We start from the raw sequence: 15,590 nt of genomic DNA on the forward strand, positions 1-15,590 counted from the left end.
GATGCCAACCATGGCCAATTCGAGGAAGGTGGACTGATTTCCATGGCTCAGTGGACTTCGGCCGTCGGGGCCGCCCAGCTGGCGCGGCAGCTCCAGGCCCAGTCGCCCCGCCCCGCGGGCCCCGGCGCGCGGAAGCCGCCCGCCTACCGCGCCCTCGCCGACGGCATCCGCCTGCTCGTCCTGGAGGGCCGGGTGCCGGTGGCCGCCCGGCTGCCCGCCGAGCGCGAGCTGGCCCTCGCCCTCACCGTCAGCCGCACCACCGTGGCCGCCGCCTACGAGGCGCTGCGCACCGAGGGCTTCCTGGAGTCCCGGCGCGGCGCCGGCAGCTGGACCGCGGTCCCGGCCGGCAACCCGCTGCCCGCGCGCGGCCTCGAACCGCTGCCGCCGGAGACCCTCGGCTCCCTGATCGACCTCGGCTGCGCCGCCCTGCCCGCCCCCGAACCCTGGCTGACCCGCGGCGTGCAGGGCGCCCTGGAGGAGCTGCCGCCGTACGCCCACACCCACGGCGACTACCCGGCGGGGCTCCCCGCGCTGCGCGCCATGCTCGCCGAGCGCTACACCGCCCGCGGCATCCCGACCATGCCCGAGCAGATCATGGTCACCACCGGCGCCATGGGCGCCATCGACGCCATCTGCCACCTCTTCGCCGGGCGCGGCGAGCGGATCGCCGTCGAGTCCCCGTCGTACGCCAACATCCTCCAGCTGATGCGGGAGGCCGGCGCCCGGCTGGTCCCCGTCGCCATGTCCGAGGGGCTCGGCAGCTGGGACCTCGGCCGCTGGCGCCAGGTGCTGCGCGACGCCGCGCCCCGCCTCGCGTACGTGGTCGCCGACTTCCACAACCCGACCGGGGCCCTCGCCGACGAGGACCAGCGGCGGGGGCTCGTGGAGGCGGCCCGCGCGGCCGGCACGGTGCTCGTCGTCGACGAGACCATGTCCGAGCTCCACCTCGACGACGACATCGAGATGCCCCGCCCGGTGTGCGCCTTCGACCCGGCCGGCTCCACCGTCCTCACCGTCGGCTCGGCCAGCAAGGCGTTCTGGGCCGGCATGCGGATCGGCTGGGTCCGCGCCGCGCCCGACGTCATCCGCTCCCTGGTCGCCGCCCGCGCCTACGCCGACCTGGGCACGCCCGTCCTGGAACAGCTCGGCGTCAACTGGCTGATGCGCACGGGAGGGTGGGAGGAGGCCGTCACCCTGCGCCGGGCGCAGGCCAAGGAGAACAGGGACGCGCTCGTCGCGGCGGTCCGCAAGGAGCTGCCGGAGTGGGAGTTCGAGGTGCCGCGCGGCGGGCTGACGCTCTGGGTGCGCACCGGCGGGCTGTCCGGCTCCCGGCTGGCAGAGGCGGGCGAGCGGGTCGGCGTCCGCGTGCCGTCCGGTCCTCGGTTCGGCGTCGACGGCGCCTTCGAGGGGTACATCCGGCTCCCGTTCACCGTCGCGGGACCGGTCGCCGAGGAGGCCGCGAGCCGGCTCGCGGCGGCGGCCCGGCTGGTGGAGTCGGGGCTCGGCGGGGGAGTGGAGCCGCCCCGGACCTTCGTGGCCTGAGCCGCCGGCCGGCCGGCGGGTCGCTGCCGGCCCACGCGCGCGTGGGCCGGGGCCGGGCTCGGGGCGATGGTTCCCGCGCGCGCGTGGGGACGGCGAAGGCCGGTACGGACCTCCGGGGCCGTACCGGCCTTCGCCGTGCGCGCGGGATGCGCCGTCAGCCCTCCGCCGGGACCGGGGCGTGCCGGGGGAAGGGGCCGGGGGTCGGCTCGGCCGCCGCCTCCGGGACCTTCTCCAGGGCCATCGTGGCCGCCGCCCGCCGCTCCGGCAGCAGGTCGAGGACGGCCTGCCGGTCGGTGTCGCCGACGGCGTCGTCGTACGGGTCGGGGGTCGCCGGCACCTGGAGCCGGAGGACCGGCCCGGTGCCGAGGCGGGCGTAGCCGCGGCCCGGCGGGACCTGCGGGGCCGGCGTGGTGTGCGGCTCGACGCCCAGGACGGCGGCGATCTGTCCGGGGGTGGCGGGGCCGAGCACCACGCGGGCGCGGGTGTGCGCGCGTACCCCCTCGTGCAGCCCGTCGGCGGTGTCGAACTGCTCCGTCACCACCACCGTCACCTGGGCGGCCCGGCCGTGCCGCAGCGGCACCTGGAGCAGCTCCTGGGGGTCGGGGCGGCCCTCGGAGGCGGCCAGGTGCCCGAGGACGCCGGGGCGGTCGAGGAGGATCCACAGCGGGCGGCGGGTGTCCGCGGGGGCGGGGTGGCCGGCCTGCCGGGCGCGGTTGGCGGAGATCAGCCGCCGCTCGGTCTCCTGGGCGGCCCATTCCAGGCTGTCCAGGGCGCCGGACAGCTCGGTCTCGACACCGAGGACGCCGTCGCGGCCGACCAGGCAGGCGTACTCGCCGGCGCCCGCGCCGTCCACGATGAGCACGTCGCCGTGTTCGAGGGCCTGGAGCGCGAGGGAGCGCAGCAGGGTGGTGGTGCCGCTGCCGGGCTGGCCGACGGCGAGCAGGTGGGGCTCGGTGGAGCGGGGGCCGGTGCGCCAGACGACGGCCGGCGCGTCCTCGGAGCCGTCCGAGGAGACGACGGGCACGGTCCGCTGCACGGCGTCGGCGTCGGTGAAGCCGAGGACGGTCTCGCCCGGGGCGGTGACGAACCGCTGGGCGGCGATGGTGGTCGGCAGGGCGGGCAGCACCTGCATGACGAGCCGGTTGCCCTCCTCGTCCCAGTCGAAGCGGTACTCGCGGCCGCGCCCCGACTTGGCGTGCAGCAGCTGCTCGATGCGGGCGCGGGAGGCCGGCTCCCCGTCCGGGAAGTACGGCGGGTAGGAGATCCGCAGCCGGGTGGGGCGGCCGCTCTCGTCGAAGGCGTGGTCGGCGAAGGCCCGGCTCCAGTCGCCGCCGTGGGCGAAGAGCGGGTCGGGGTCCTCGGGGACGGAGAAGTACGGCACCAGGGCCTCGTACAGGCCCTTCAGCCGGGCGAGCTCCGTCTCGTCGGGGCCGGTCCTCACGACCGGTTTCTCATGCCCCTTCCACGCGGCGGCGCCCATGAGCGCGACGAGCGCGAGCAGCGGCCCGTACGGCACGAGGGCGACGACCAGGACGCAGGCCGCGACCAGGAACAGCGTGGGACCGCGCCGTTCCTTGGGGGTCGCGGCCCACTTGGCCCGCGCGGACGCGGCCAGCTTCCGCAGACCACGGGAGACCGTGATCAGCGGATGGAGCACGTCGGTGGCGCTGTCGGCGGCCGACCGCGCGATCTCTCGGCTGCGCGCCAGCTGCGCGGTGCCGCTGCTCAGAATGCGGGGGAGTGGTCGCCGGGCCACGTCGTACTCCTGGAGTGGTGGAAGGGGGTGAGAGGCGTCAGAACTTGATTCCGCCCAGCAGGCCGGCCAGGCTCTGGCCGCCCGCGGTGATGCTCGGTGCGATGGCGGTGCCCGCCAGGTAGAAGCCGAAGAGCGCGCAGACGAGCGCGTGCGAGGCCTTGAGGCCGTCCTTCTTGAAGAACAGGAAGCAGATGATGCCGAGCAGGACGACGCCTGAGATGGACAGGATCATGGGGTGTTCTCCTGGTTGAGGGGACAGTCACGATCAGTCCTTCCAGATTCACGGCAAGTATCTATGTGACTAAAGGTGCAATCGGGTGAATAGCGGGCGTTTTCACTTGACCGGCGGACGGCGGTGGCCGTCCCGGGTGGCGAAACCGCCGAAGTGGGGTATGGGGGGACCGAGAGGCGCTGCTCACGCGTGACGGACGCGGTGATCCTTGCCTCGGCCGGACGCGGTCATGTCACCGCGCGGGCAGTACCCTGTCGATTCACTCGTACGGCCGCGCTTGCCGTGCGCAGGTCAAGGGCAGGCGGTACCGGGCGGCACGCGCGCGGGACGCAGGCGGAGCACGGAAGGCGGTTGTGAAGATGAGCGAGACCCCGGACCCCGAGGTCGTCGAGCTGGCGTCGAAGGTCTTCGACCTGGCGCGCACCGGCGACGCCGCGGCCCTCGCCGCCTACGTCGACGCCGGCGTGCCCGCGAACCTCACCAACGACCGGGGCGACTCCCTCGTCATGCTCGCCGCCTACCACGGCCACGCCGCCGCGGTCACCGCCCTCCTGGAGCGCGGCGCCGACGCCGACCGCGCCAACGACCGCGGCCAGACCCCGCTCGCCGGCGCCGTCTTCAAGGGCGAGGACGCGGTGATCCGCGCCCTCCTGGCCGGCGGCGCGAATCCGGAGTCCGGCACTCCGTCCGCCGTGGACACCGCCCGCATGTTCGGGAAGGCCGAGCTCCTGGAGCTCTTCGCCACCCGGTGAACAACGACTGAACCCCAGGTGGGAGCGGTGACGTAAATGTGGTCGCGGCGGTGGAAACGGTCGGTCATCATGACGACGAGCCCGGCCGTACGACCGGGTCACGGACGAGAGGCAGAGGAAGATGAGCAGCGCGCACAAGCGACGTACGACGGACGGCCCGACATGTTGTCCCGCGGCCTACTAGGGCGGCCACCGCGCCGACGGGCCCAGCGCCCGACGCGGTCCACCCCGGTCCACCCCGTCGTGTCGACAGCTTGATGTGAGGCGTCTTCCCATGTTCGATCCAGCCATAGCGCCGAGCGGCACCCTGCTCGGCCTCCTGCAGAGGGGCCGCGGCGACGGCACCCTGCACGCCCTCGCCGCCCCACGCGCCGAGGCCCTCGCCGCCCTCGACCGGTGCGTTCTCGCCGACCCCCGCCACGACTGGCGCGTCGAGAACCGCTCCCTCTACTACGCCCGGCTCTACCTCGACCTCCACGGAGGTCTGGAGGCCATCGAGGCGCACCTCTTCGCGCCCGAGGACCACCTCGACACCGAGGAGCACCGCACCGGGCTCGCCCTCGCCGTCCTCGGCCACCTGGCCTCCTACGGACGCCACGACGCCCTGCTCCTGCTGCGGCGCTACGCGGCCACCGGAGCCAACTGGGCCTGGGCCCTCGACGAGCTCGCCCTCCGCGACGACGACGCCGGACTGCGCGCCCTCGCCGAGCCCGTCCTCGCCCGCTTCCCCCGGGACGAGGCCGGTGAAGCCGAGCTCGCCGGCACCGTCCGCGACGCCTTCGAGCCCCGCCCCTGGCGGCTGTGGGCCGAGGACCAGCGGGACGCCGTCGGCGCCCGCGTCCGCGCCGCCCAGGAGAGCGGCTCCTTCGACCGCTGGCAGCGGCAGCTGCGCCCCACCGGGCCCCGCCCCGGCTGGAGCGTCCGCGCCGTCCTCGACTGGGCCCAGGAGGGGTACGAGCGCGGCGCCGACCTCGCCGGCCCCGCCGCCCGCTGCCTGGCCGCCGTCGCCGGGCCCGAGGACCGCCCCGAGCTGCTGGCCGCCGGCCGCGGCGGCGCCCCCGGCGCGCGTGCCGCCGTCCTGCACCACCTGGCCGCCCACCGGGACCCCGCCGTCCTCGACCTCGTCGAGGCCGCCGCCGACGCCGTCCACCCGCTCGACGCCGCGGCCGCCGCCGACGCGTCCGCGCAGGGGACCCCGTACGGCGACGTCCCCGGGGCCGTCGACCGGGACGCCCTCCACGTGGCCCGGGCCGCCGTCACCGCCTACCTCCGCATGTGCGGCGAGGACGCCGTCGCCCGCGCCCGCGCGTGGGTCCGGCGCACCGACCCGCTCGGCGCCGCCGCCGGCGAACTCCTCGCCGCGCGCGGCGAGGAGCGGGACGCCCCGCTCGTCCTCGGCGCCCTGCGCACCGCCATCCGCGCCGCCGGGCCCGACGCGCCCGCCCTCGGAGCCCTCGTCGACGGCGCCGGCCGCCTCGGCATCGCCTGCGCGGCCCCCGTGCTGCGCCACGTCTACCGGGAGACGGCCTCCTCCCAGCTGCGCGGCCGCACCGCCCGCGCCCTCGCGGCCACCGACCCCTCCTTCGCCAGCGGCTTCGCCGTCGAGTGCCTCTGGGACTGCGAGGAGACCACCCGGGAGATCGCCGCGCAGCACGCCGAGACGGCCGACGCCCGCGTCGCCGAGCGATTGCGCCGCCTCGCCGCAGACCCGGCCGAGGAGGTCGAGGTCCAGACGGCGGTCCGCAACCGCATCGGACCCGACCTCCAGGTCTGACCCGACCCTTCACCGCCGCCGCCCGGGGCGGCGCGGCCTGCGGCGGCACCCCCGCCGACGTGGCCCCGCCCCGGCCCCGGCGCCGGCCGCCCCCTCGGGCTGCTCCGGTACGGCTCCGGGCCCCGCGCCCGGCGGCGGGCGGCCCCCGCGCGGCACCCGTCCGCGTATCGGAACGGTGGCGTGCGGCCCGGGCGGGAAAAGCTCACGGGACGTTCCTCCGGCGTCCAGATCCACGTCGGCGGGGACACGTCGAGCGCGACGAGAACACCCGTATGCGTGTCGTCATCGTCACCGAGTCCTTTCCCCCCGACATCAACGGTGTGGCGCACTGCGCCCTGCAGACCGCGCGTCACCTCGTCCGCCGGGGCCACCAGCCCCTGGTGATCGCCCCCGCCGTCCCCGACCCCGCCGCCGACGCCGACGCGCCGTGCCCGGTGGTCCGCGTCCCCTCCCTGCCGCTGCCCGGCTACGCCCAGGTGCGGGTCGCCCTCCCCAGCCGTCGCGTCGCCGCGGCCATCGCCGCCCACCGCGCCGACCTCGTCCACCTGGCCGGGCCCTTCGTCCTCGGCGTCCGCGCCATGGCCGCCGCCACCCGCCTCCGGGTGCCCACCGTCGCCGTCTACCAGACCGACCTCGCCGGCTACGCCCGCACCTACGTCGGCGCCGGGGAGTCCACCGCCTGGCGCCGGCTCCGCGCCGTCCACGGCGCCGCCGACCGCACCCTCGCCCCCTCCCGGGCCGCCCGCCGCGACCTGGAGGACCACGGCATCGCGCGCGTACGCCTCTGGGGCCGCGGCGTCGACACCACCCGCTTCCACCCCTCCCACCGGGACCCGGAACTGCGCCGCGCCCTCGCCCCCGACGGCGCTCTCCTCGTCGGGTACGTCGGCCGCCTCGCCCCCGAGAAGCGCGTGGACCTCCTCGCCGCCGCGGACGGGCTCCCCGGCGTGCGGCTCGTGGTCGTCGGGGACGGGCCCAGCGGCCCCGCCCTGCGCGAACGCCTCCCCGGCGCCCGCTTCCTCGGCCCCCGCACCGGCGACGACCTGGCCCGGATCTTCGCCTCGCTCGACGTCTTCGCCCACACCGGCCCGTACGAGACCTTCTGCCAGACCGTCCAGGAGGCCATGGCCAGCGGACTCCCGGTGATCGCCCCGGCCGCCGGCGGCCCGCTCGACCTCGTCGCCCACCGGCGCACCGGCCTCCTCGTGCCCCCGGAGGACCCCCTCGCCCTCCGCGAGGCCGTGACCGCCCTCGCCGCCGCCCCCGGACTGCGCGCCGCCTACGGCAGAGCCGGGCGGGCCGAGGTCGAGGGACGCACCTGGGAGGCCCTCGGCGACGAACTCGTCGGCCACTACCTGGAGGTGCTGCGCGAGCGGACGGCGGTGGCCGCGTGACAGGGCCCTCGCGCGGCCACCGGAACGGCGGCCCCACGCGCGCGTACCGCGCCTCGTACGGCCGCGAGGGGCTGCGGATCGTCCGGCTGGCGAACTTCGTCACCCCCACCTCGGGCGGGCTGCGCACCGCCCTCGACCGGCTCGGGCGCGGCTATCGCGCGGCCGGCCACGAACCCGTCCTGATCGTCCCGGGCGCCACCGCCGCCGACGAACCCGCCGACCAGGGCCGGGTCGTCACCCTGCCCGGGCCCGAACTCCCCGGCACCGGCGGCTACCGGGTCCTCGCCGACCGGCGCGGGATCGCCGACCTCCTGGACCGGCTCGCCCCCGACCGGATCGAGGTCTCCGACCGCACCACCCTGCGCTGGACCGGCGAGTGGGCCCGGCGCGCCCGCGTCCCCTCGGTGATGGTCTCCCACGAGACCGCCGACGGCGTCCTGCGCACCTGGGGCGTCCCCGCCGCGCTCGCCGTCCGGGCGGCGGACCGGCTCAACCGCCGCACCGCCTGGGCCTACGGCCGGATCGTCTGCACCACGGCCTGGGCGGAGGAGGAGTTCGTCCGCGTCGGCGCGCGCAATGTCGTACGGGCTCCGCTCGGCGTCGACCTGGAGCGCTGCCGGCCCGGCCGGCGCGACCCCGCCGTACGGGCCCGGTACGCCGAAGGGGCCGGGGTCCTGCTGGTGCTCTGCTCCCGCCTCTCCGTGGAGAAACGGCCCGGCACCGCCCTGGACGCGCTCGCGCGGCTGCGGGACGCCGGCGTGCCGGCCCGGCTCGTCGTCGCGGGGGACGGGCCGCTGCGGCCGGGCCTGGAGCGGCGGGCCCGCGCGCGGGGCCTCCCGGTCCGGTTCCTCGGGCACGTCGCCGACCGGGAGGCGCTCGCCGACCTCCAGGCGGCCGCCGACCTGTGCCTGGCCCCCGGCCCGGCCGAGACCTTCGGGCTCTCCGCCCTGGAGGCCCTGGCCTGCGGGACGCCGGCCGTCGTCAGCGCCTCCTCGGCCCTCCCCGAGGTCGTCGGCGCGGCCGGCGCCGCGGCCGCCGACACCCCGGCGGCCTTCGCGGACGCCGCGCGGGGCCTGCTCGCCCTGCCCGAGGCCGGACGCAGGGCCGCGGCACGCGCGCGTGCGGAGCACTTCTCCTGGGACCGCTCGGTGGCGGCCTTCCTCCGCGCCCACGAGGCGGCCACCGCGCGGGGCCCGGCCGGTGCGCCCGCCGCCCTTCCCGCCGCCGTCGCGGATCCGCCCCGGCCGCAGGAGGTCGGCGGATGAACCCGGTCCGGGAGGGCCGCGTCCCGGACAGCGGAAACGGCCCGGCGACCGGCCCGGCGAAGAGTCCGGCTAGCGGGGCCCCCGCCCTCGTGGGCGCCGTGCCGCTGCGGTTCGTGGTGCTCGGGGACTCGTTCAGCGAGGGGGTCGGGGACCGGGCCGGCGGGGTGTGGCGCGGATGGGCGGCCCTGCTCGCCGACGGACTCGCCGGGCCCGGGCAGCGCCTGGAGTTCGTCAACCTCGCCGTCAGCGGCGCGCTCAGCGCGGACGTCGCCGCGCACCAGGCGCCGCGCGCGGTCGCCCTCCGCCCGCACCTCGCCTCCGTCGTCGTCGGCGTCAACGACACCCTGCGGCACACCTTCGACATAGGGCTCTTCGCCCGCCGCCTGGACCGGGTGCTCACCGCGCTCGCCGCGGCCGGAGCCGTACTCCTGACCGCCTGTCTGCCCGACCCCGGACGCATGCTGGGCCTGCCGCCGCCGCTGGCCCGGCCGCTCGCCCGGCGGCGGCGGTCCGTCAACGCGGTCGTGCACGCGCTGTCCGACCGGCACGACGCCGTCCACCTCCACCTCGCGGACCCGGCCTGGACCGCCGACCGGCGGCTGTGGAGCGCCGACCGGCTCCATCCCGGCGAACACGGCCACCGGGCCGTCGCCGTGGCCTTCCACCGGCTCCTCGCGGAGCGGGGCCTCGCCCGGGGGCCCGCGCCGTCCCCGGAGGCGTCCGAGCCGCCGCCCACCCGCGCCGAGACGGCCCGCTGGCTCGCCACCGCCGGCACGGGCTGGGTGCTCCGCCGCAGCCGCGACCTGCTGCCGCAGCTGCTGCTGCTCGCCGGGGAGGAGCTGCTGCACCGGCCGGACGCCGCCGGCGGCGGGCTGCTCGACGCGCGCGCGGCGACCGCCCTCGCGGAGGCCCTCGCGGCGACAATGAGGGAATGAGCGGGCGCTGGGAGTTCTGGATCGACCGGGGCGGCACCTTCACCGACGTCGTGGGGCGGCGCCCCGACGGGCGGCTCGTGACCCGCAAGGTCCTCTCCCACGACCCGGCCCGCCGCCAGGACGCCGCCGTGGCCGGGATCCGGCTCCTCATGGGCCTCGGCCCCGGCGAACCCGTCCCCGCCGACCGCGTCGCCGTCGTCAAGATGGGCACCACCGTCGCCACCAACGCCCTCCTGGAACGGCGCGGCGAACCCACCCTGCTGCTGATCACCGAGGGCTTCCGCGACGCCCTGCGGATCGCCTACCAGAACCGGCCCCGGCTCTTCGACCGGCACATCGTGCTCCCGGAGGCCGTGTACGCGCGCGTGGCCGAGGTCCCCGAGCGGATGGACGCCCGCGGCACGGTCGTCCGCCCCCTCGACGAGGACGCCGTGGCCGCCGCGCTCGCCGACGCCCGCCGCGCCGGCCTCCGCTCCGCCGCCGTGGTCCTCATGCACGGCTACCGCCACCCCGACCACGAACTGCGGGTCGCGGCCGCCGCCCGGGCCGCCGGATTCACCCAGGTCAGCTGCTCGCACGAGGTCAGCCCGCTGATCAAGCTGGTCCCGCGCGGCGACACCACCGTCGTCGACGCCTACCTCTCGCCCGTGCTGCGCCGCTACGTCGACGAGGTCGCCACCGAACTCGCCGGGATCCGCCTGATGTTCATGCAGTCCAACGGCGGCCTGCGGGAGGCCGCCCACTTCCGCGGCAAGGACGCCGTCCTCTCCGGGCCCGCGGGCGGCGTCGTCGGCATGGCCCGTACCTCCGCCCAGGCCGGACAGCACCGCGTCATCGGCTTCGACATGGGCGGCACGTCCACAGACGTGTCGCACTACGCCGGGACCTTCGAGCGTGAACTCGGTTCACAGGTCGCCGGGGTGCGGATGCGCGCACCCATGATGAGCATCCACACCGTCGCCGCCGGCGGCGGCTCCGTCCTCCACTACGACGGACGCCGCTACCGCGTCGGACCCGACTCGGCCGGAGCCGTCCCCGGCCCCGCCTGCTACCGGCGCGGCGGCCCGCTCACCGTCACCGACGCCCAGGTGATGCTCGGCCGCATCCAGCCGGACCACTTCCCCGCCGTCTTCGGCCCGGACGGCGACCGGCCCCTCGACGCCGACGTCGTCCGCGCGCGGTTCACGGCCCTCGCCGAGGAGGTCGGGGGCGGCCGCACCCCCGAGGAGGTCGCGGCCGGCTTCCTGCGGATCGCCGTCCTCGACATGGCCAACGCCGTGAAGAAGATCTCCGTCCAGCGCGGCCACGACATCACCCGCTACGCCCTCACCTGCTTCGGCGGCGCCGGCGGCCAGCACGCCTGCGCCGTCGCCGACGCCCTCGGCGTCGACACCGTCCTCGTCCCGCCGCTCGCCGGCGTCCTCTCCGCGTACGGCATCGGACTCGCCGACGCCACCGCCCTGCGCGAACGCTCCGTCGAGGCCCCGCTCGACGAACCCGGCACCCACGCGCGCGTGACCGCCGTCGCCGCCGAACTCGCCGACCGCACCCGGGCCGAACTCCGCGCCGACGGCCTGCCCGACACCGCGATCACCACCCACGCGCGCGTACTCCTCCGCTACGCCGGCACCGACGCGAGCCTCCCCGTCGACCTCGGCCCCGCCGACTCCATGGCCGCCGCCTTCACCGCCGACCACCGCGCCCGCTACGCCTTCACCATGGACAAGCCGCTCGTCGTCGAGGCCGTCACCGTCGAGGCCGTCGGCGCCGCCGGACCCCACGGCCCCGTCCACGTCCCCGCCGGCGCCCGCACCGGCCCCCTCGCCCCCCGCGCCACCGTCCGCACCCACGACGGCGCCGCCGCCTCCGCCACCCCGCTCCACCGCCGCGAGGACCTCCGCCCCGGCGACACCGTCGACGGGCCCGCGATCCTCGCCGAGGACGACGCCACCACCGTCGTCGACCCCGGCTGGCGCGCCACCGCCTCCGACTCCGGCCACCTGCTGCTCACCCGCGCCGTCCCGCGCCCCGCCCGCACCGCCGCCGGCACCGACGTCGACCCGGTCCTCCTGGAGGTCTTCCACAACCTCTTCATGGCCATCGCCGAGCAGATGGGCGTGCGCCTGGAGAACACCGCCCACTCCGTCAACATCAAGGAACGGCTCGACTTCTCCTGCGCGCTCTTCGACGCCGACGGCAACCTCGTGGCCAACGCCCCCCACATCCCCGTCCACCTCGGCTCCATGGGCGAGTCCATCAAGGAGGTCCTGCGCCGCCGCGCCGGCGACCTGCGCCCCGGCGACGTCTACGCCGTCAACGACCCGTACCACGGCGGCACCCACCTGCCCGACGTCACCGTCGTCACCCCCGTCTTCGACGACGAGGGGGACGACCTGCTCTTCCTCGTCGCCTCCCGGGGCCACCACGCCGAGATCGGCGGCATCACGCCCGGCTCCATGCCCGCCTTCAGCCGCACGATCGACGAGGAGGGCGTCCGCTTCGACAACTGGCTCCTGGTCCGCGACGGCAGGCTCCGCGAGGCCGAGACCCGCGCCCTCCTCACCGGTGCCCCGCACCCCTCCCGCGACCCCGACACCAACCTCGCCGACCTGCGCGCCCAGATCGCCGCCAACGAGAAGGGCATCGAGGAACTCCGCAAGGCCGTCGCCGAGTTCGGCCTCGACGCCGTCCAGGCGTACATGCGCCACGTGCGGGCCAACGCGGAGGAGTCCGTCCGCCGGATCGTCGCCCGCCTGGAGGACGGCACCCACCGCTACGAGACCGACTCCGGCGCCGTCATCCAGGTCGCCGTCCGCGTCGACCGCGAACGGCGCTCCGCCGTCCTCGACTTCACCGGCACCTCGCCCCAGCTCCCCGGCAACGCGAACGCGCCCACCGCCGTCGTCATGGCCGCCGTCCTGTACGTCTTCCGCACCCTGGTCGACGAGTCCATCCCCCTCAACAGCGGCTGCCTGGCCCCGCTGGAGATCAGGGTCCCGCCCCGCTCCATGCTCGCCCCCGAACCGCCGGCCGCCACCGTCGCCGGGAACGTCGAGACCTCCCAGGCCGTCACCGGGGCCCTCTACGCGGCCCTCGGCGTCCAGGCCGAGGGCTCCGGCACCATGAACAACGTCACCTTCGGCGACGACCGCGTCCAGTACTACGAGACCGTCGCCAGCGGATCCGGCGCGGGCGACGGCTTCGACGGCGCCGACGCCGTCCAGACCCACATGACCAACTCCCGCCTCACCGACCCCGAGATCCTGGAGTGGCGCCACCCCGTCCGCGTCGACGCCTTCGCCGTCCGCGAGGGCAGCGGCGGCCGGGGCCGCTGGCACGGCGGCGACGGGGTGGAACGGCGGCTGCGGTTCCTGGCGCCGATGACCGTCACCCTCCTCACCGGCCACCGCCGGGTGCCGCCGTACGGGATGGCGGGCGGCGCGCCGGGCGCGCTCGGCGAGAACCTCGTCGAACGCGCCGACGGCGCCGTGCAGCGCCTCGACGGCGCCGCGACCACCGAGGTCGGCCCCGGCGACGTGCTCGTCCTGCGCACCCCCGGCGGCGGGGGCTACGGCACCCCGCCGGACGAGGGCGGGGCTACGGCGCCGTGACGAAGCGGACCGGCGTGCCCGGCACGGCCTGTGCCGCCGCCCCCAGGTCCGCCTCCCGCACCACCGCCACCACGGGATAGCCGCCGGTCGTCGGATGGTCGGCCAGGAAGACCACCGGCCGTCCGTCCGGCGGCACCTGCACGGCCCCCAGGACCATGCCCTCGCTGGGCAGCTCCCCGGACCGGGCGCGCTCCAGGGGCGGCCCGTCGAGCCGCAGCCCGATCCGGTTGCACGCCGACGACACCAGGTACGCGCGCGTGGTGAGGGACCGGAGCGCCGCACCGGTGAACCAGTCGTCGCGGGGGCCGAGCCGGACCCGCAGGACGAGTTCGTCCGGCGGGCCCGGCCAGGGGGGAGCGTCGACCGGCCCCCGTACCGCCGTGGCCGCCCCCAGCGGCAGCACCGTCCCGTCCGCCAGCGGCGCCGGACCCAGCCCGGACAGCAGGTCGGTGGAGCGGCTGCCGAGCACCGGATCCACGGCGATCCCGCCGCCGATCGCCACGTACGAGCGCAGCCCGCGCACGGCCGGGCCGATCTCCAGGAGCGCGCCGGCCGGGACCCGCACCGCGGTGCCCCAGGGCAGCGGACGGCCGTCGGCCCGGAGCGCACAGGGCGCGCCGCCCACCACGACGGTCACGGCGCTCCGGGGGCGCAGGGCGCAGCCGTTGACGGTGGTCTCCAGGACGGCGGCGCCCTCGTCGTTGCCGACCAGCCGGTTCGCCAGCCGGGCGGCCGCCGGGTCCAGGGCCCCGGAGCGGGGCACGCCGAGGTGCGCGTACCCGGTCCTGCCCAGGTCCTGCACGGTGGTCAGGGCGCCGGCCCGGACGACGGCGACGGCACGGTCGTTCATCGGCCGGCCCCCGTCCGGGGCGCCGGGACGAACCGCACGCGCGTGCCGGGGGAGAGCAGCGCCGCCGGTTCGCGCCCGGTGTCCCACAGGACCACGTCCGTGCTCCCGATCAGCTGCCAGCCGCCCGGCGAGGAGCGCGGATACACGCCCGTGTACGGCCCCGCCAGCGCCACCGCCCCGGCCGGCACCGCCGTCCGCGGGGTCGCCCGGCGCGGCACCTCGTACCGCGCGCCGAGCCCCGTCAGATAGCCGAAGCCGGGAGCGAAACCGCAGAACGCGACCCGGAACTCGGCCGAGGAGTGGATCCGCACCGCCTCGCCGGGCGACACCCCCCACCGGGCGGCCACCTCCGCCAGATCCGGCCCGTCGTACCGGACCGGGACCTCCACGACCTCGCCCACGCGCGCGTGCGACGCCCGCGGTTCCCAGCCCGGCAGCTCCGCCGCGAGCCGCGCGGGCTCGGTCACCCCGTCGAGCAGCACCGTCCGCGCCGCCGGCACGATCTCCCGTACGCCGGGCAGGGCGCCGGCCGCCCGGCGGCGCAGCAGCTCCGCGTGGAGCGCCTCGGCGGCGGCCCCGTCGGCCAGTTCGACCAGGAGGGCCCGTTCGCCCACCCGCAGCACCCTCACGCGAAGGCCCCCACCGTGACCCCGGCGGACTCGAGCCCGGACCGGACGCGCCGGGCCAGCTCCACCGCGCCCGGGGTGTCCCCGTGCAGGCAGAGCGAACGCGCCCGGACCGGCACGGAGGTGCCGCAGTGCGCGGTCACCGTGCCCGTCCTGACCAGGCCCACCGACCGCTCGACCACCGCGTCCGGGTCGTGCACGACGGCCCCCTCCTGCCCCCGTGGCAGCAGGGAGCCGTCGGCCCGGTAGGCGCGGTCGCCGAACGCCTCGGCGACCGCCGGGAGTCCGGCGCGCGCGGCCGCCTCGTGCAGCCGGGAGCCGGGCAGCCCGAGCACCGGCAGCCCGCCGCCCGCGAGCAGCACCCCGTCGACGACCGCCGCCGCCTGCTCCGCGTCCCGCACCACCCGGTTGTAGAGCGCCCCGTGCGGCTTCACGTACGCCACCCGGGAGCCGGCCGCGCGGGCGAAGACCTCCAGGGCGCCGATCTGGTACGCCACCTCGGCGGCCAGCTCCGCCGCGGGCACGTCCATCGCGCGCCGCCCGAAGCCGGCCAGGTCCCGGTAGGAGACCTGGGCCCCGATCCGCACCCCCCGCTCGGCGGCGAGCTCGCACACCCGCCGCATGGTGACCGCGTCCCCCGCGTGGAATCCGCAGGCCACGTTGGCGCTGGTGACGACGGAGAGCAGCCGCTCGTCGTCGGTCAGCGTCCAGCGGCCGAAGCCCTCGCCGAGATCGGCGTTCAGGTCGATCGAGACCCCGCTCATGATGGTGCCGTTCCTTTCCCAGGTGCTGTGGTGCTGTCGTGCCGTGGTGCTGTGGTGCCGTGGTGCTGTCGTGCCGTGGCGCTGTGGTG

The 15,590-nt window shown here is 77.0% G+C and carries 12 protein-coding genes; 7 read left to right on the forward strand and 5 right to left on the reverse strand.

Annotation, left to right across the window (positions count from 1 at the left end; translation table 11 throughout):
• Positions 1–42 precede the first annotated feature (42 nt).
• Complete coding sequence (locus tag IF73_RS0109940) at positions 43–1,542, forward strand: PLP-dependent aminotransferase family protein (RefSeq protein WP_031005691.1); 1,500 nt, start codon at positions 43–45, stop codon at positions 1,540–1,542.
• 154 nt (positions 1,543–1,696) lie between these two features.
• On the opposite strand, the gene IF73_RS0109945 is transcribed toward IF73_RS0109940, so the two are convergent.
• Both IF73_RS0109945 and IF73_RS0109950 read right to left on the reverse strand, forming a co-directional pair.
• Positions 1,697–3,298, reverse strand: a complete 1,602-nt coding sequence (locus IF73_RS0109945; RefSeq protein WP_031005693.1) for a hypothetical protein — start codon at positions 3,296–3,298, stop codon at positions 1,697–1,699.
• 37 nt (positions 3,299–3,335) lie between these two features.
• Positions 3,336–3,530, reverse strand: coding sequence for a hypothetical protein (locus tag IF73_RS0109950; protein ID WP_030493667.1), 195 nt, complete (start codon positions 3,528–3,530; stop codon positions 3,336–3,338).
• Positions 3,531–3,889: 359 nt separating this feature from the next.
• Between IF73_RS0109950 and IF73_RS0109955 the strand changes: the two genes are divergently transcribed.
• The 6 genes from IF73_RS0109955 to IF73_RS0109980 all read left to right on the forward strand — a co-directional run bounded on the left by IF73_RS0109955 (position 3,890) and on the right by IF73_RS0109980 (position 13,261).
• Positions 3,890–4,282, forward strand: coding sequence for an ankyrin repeat domain-containing protein (locus tag IF73_RS0109955; protein ID WP_031005695.1), 393 nt, complete (start codon positions 3,890–3,892; stop codon positions 4,280–4,282).
• A 274-nt stretch (positions 4,283–4,556) separates the two neighbouring features.
• Positions 4,557–6,056, forward strand: coding sequence for a hypothetical protein (locus tag IF73_RS0109960; protein ID WP_031005697.1), 1,500 nt, complete (start codon positions 4,557–4,559; stop codon positions 6,054–6,056).
• A 272-nt stretch (positions 6,057–6,328) separates the two neighbouring features.
• Positions 6,329–7,450, forward strand: a complete 1,122-nt coding sequence (locus tag IF73_RS0109965) for a glycosyltransferase family 4 protein (protein WP_031005699.1) — start codon at positions 6,329–6,331, stop codon at positions 7,448–7,450.
• Positions 7,451–7,521: 71 nt separating this feature from the next.
• Positions 7,522–8,715 (forward strand): glycosyltransferase, encoded by a 1,194-nt coding sequence (locus IF73_RS0109970; protein WP_051716650.1) that lies wholly within the window; start codon positions 7,522–7,524, stop codon positions 8,713–8,715.
• Entirely contained in the window at positions 8,712–9,650 is a 939-nt protein-coding gene (locus tag IF73_RS0109975) for an SGNH/GDSL hydrolase family protein (RefSeq protein WP_078867998.1), read from the forward strand. Before IF73_RS0109970 ends, IF73_RS0109975 begins: the two co-directional genes overlap by 4 nt.
• Complete coding sequence (locus IF73_RS0109980) at positions 9,647–13,261, forward strand: hydantoinase B/oxoprolinase family protein (protein ID WP_031005705.1); 3,615 nt, start codon at positions 9,647–9,649, stop codon at positions 13,259–13,261. The genes IF73_RS0109975 and IF73_RS0109980 overlap by 4 nt, the downstream gene beginning before the upstream one ends.
• Here the strand turns inward: IF73_RS0109980 and IF73_RS0109985 are convergent.
• The 3 genes from IF73_RS0109985 to IF73_RS0109995 are packed head-to-tail and all read right to left on the reverse strand — an operon-like array spanning position 13,248 to position 15,501.
• Positions 13,248–14,111, reverse strand: coding sequence for a biotin-dependent carboxyltransferase family protein (locus tag IF73_RS0109985; RefSeq protein ID WP_031005708.1), 864 nt, complete (start codon positions 14,109–14,111; stop codon positions 13,248–13,250). The genes IF73_RS0109980 and IF73_RS0109985 overlap by 14 nt on opposite strands.
• Positions 14,108–14,740, reverse strand: coding sequence for a 5-oxoprolinase subunit B family protein (locus IF73_RS0109990; RefSeq protein ID WP_031005710.1), 633 nt, complete (start codon positions 14,738–14,740; stop codon positions 14,108–14,110). The genes IF73_RS0109985 and IF73_RS0109990 overlap by 4 nt, the downstream gene beginning before the upstream one ends.
• Positions 14,737–15,501, reverse strand: a complete 765-nt coding sequence (locus IF73_RS0109995) for a LamB/YcsF family protein (protein WP_031005712.1) — start codon at positions 15,499–15,501, stop codon at positions 14,737–14,739. The genes IF73_RS0109990 and IF73_RS0109995 overlap by 4 nt, the downstream gene beginning before the upstream one ends.
• Between the last annotated feature and the right edge of the window lie 89 nt (positions 15,502–15,590).

It is taken from the genome of Streptomyces sp. NRRL F-5727, from assembly GCF_000719555.1.
GTDB lineage: Bacteria > Actinomycetota > Actinomycetes > Streptomycetales > Streptomycetaceae > Streptomyces.

What these genes read in the sequence shown, in the direction of transcription:
- IF73_RS0109940 (WP_031005691.1), top strand. Translation starts at nt 43, where the DNA reads ATGGCTCAGTGGACTTCGGCCGTCGGGGCCGCCCAGCTGGCGCGGCAG.
- IF73_RS0109950 (WP_030493667.1), bottom strand. Translation starts at nt 3,530, where the DNA reads ATGATCCTGTCCATCTCAGGCGTCGTCCTGCTCGGCATCATCTGCTTC.
- IF73_RS0109955 (WP_031005695.1), top strand. Translation starts at nt 3,890, where the DNA reads ATGAGCGAGACCCCGGACCCCGAGGTCGTCGAGCTGGCGTCGAAGGTC.
- IF73_RS0109960 (WP_031005697.1), top strand. Translation starts at nt 4,557, where the DNA reads ATGTTCGATCCAGCCATAGCGCCGAGCGGCACCCTGCTCGGCCTCCTG.
- IF73_RS0109965 (WP_031005699.1), top strand. Translation starts at nt 6,329, where the DNA reads ATGCGTGTCGTCATCGTCACCGAGTCCTTTCCCCCCGACATCAACGGT.
- IF73_RS0109975 (WP_078867998.1), top strand. Translation starts at nt 8,712, where the DNA reads ATGAACCCGGTCCGGGAGGGCCGCGTCCCGGACAGCGGAAACGGCCCG.
- IF73_RS0109980 (WP_031005705.1), top strand. Translation starts at nt 9,647, where the DNA reads ATGAGCGGGCGCTGGGAGTTCTGGATCGACCGGGGCGGCACCTTCACC.
- IF73_RS0109985 (WP_031005708.1), bottom strand. Translation starts at nt 14,111, where the DNA reads ATGAACGACCGTGCCGTCGCCGTCGTCCGGGCCGGCGCCCTGACCACC.
- IF73_RS0109995 (WP_031005712.1), bottom strand. Translation starts at nt 15,501, where the DNA reads ATGAGCGGGGTCTCGATCGACCTGAACGCCGATCTCGGCGAGGGCTTC.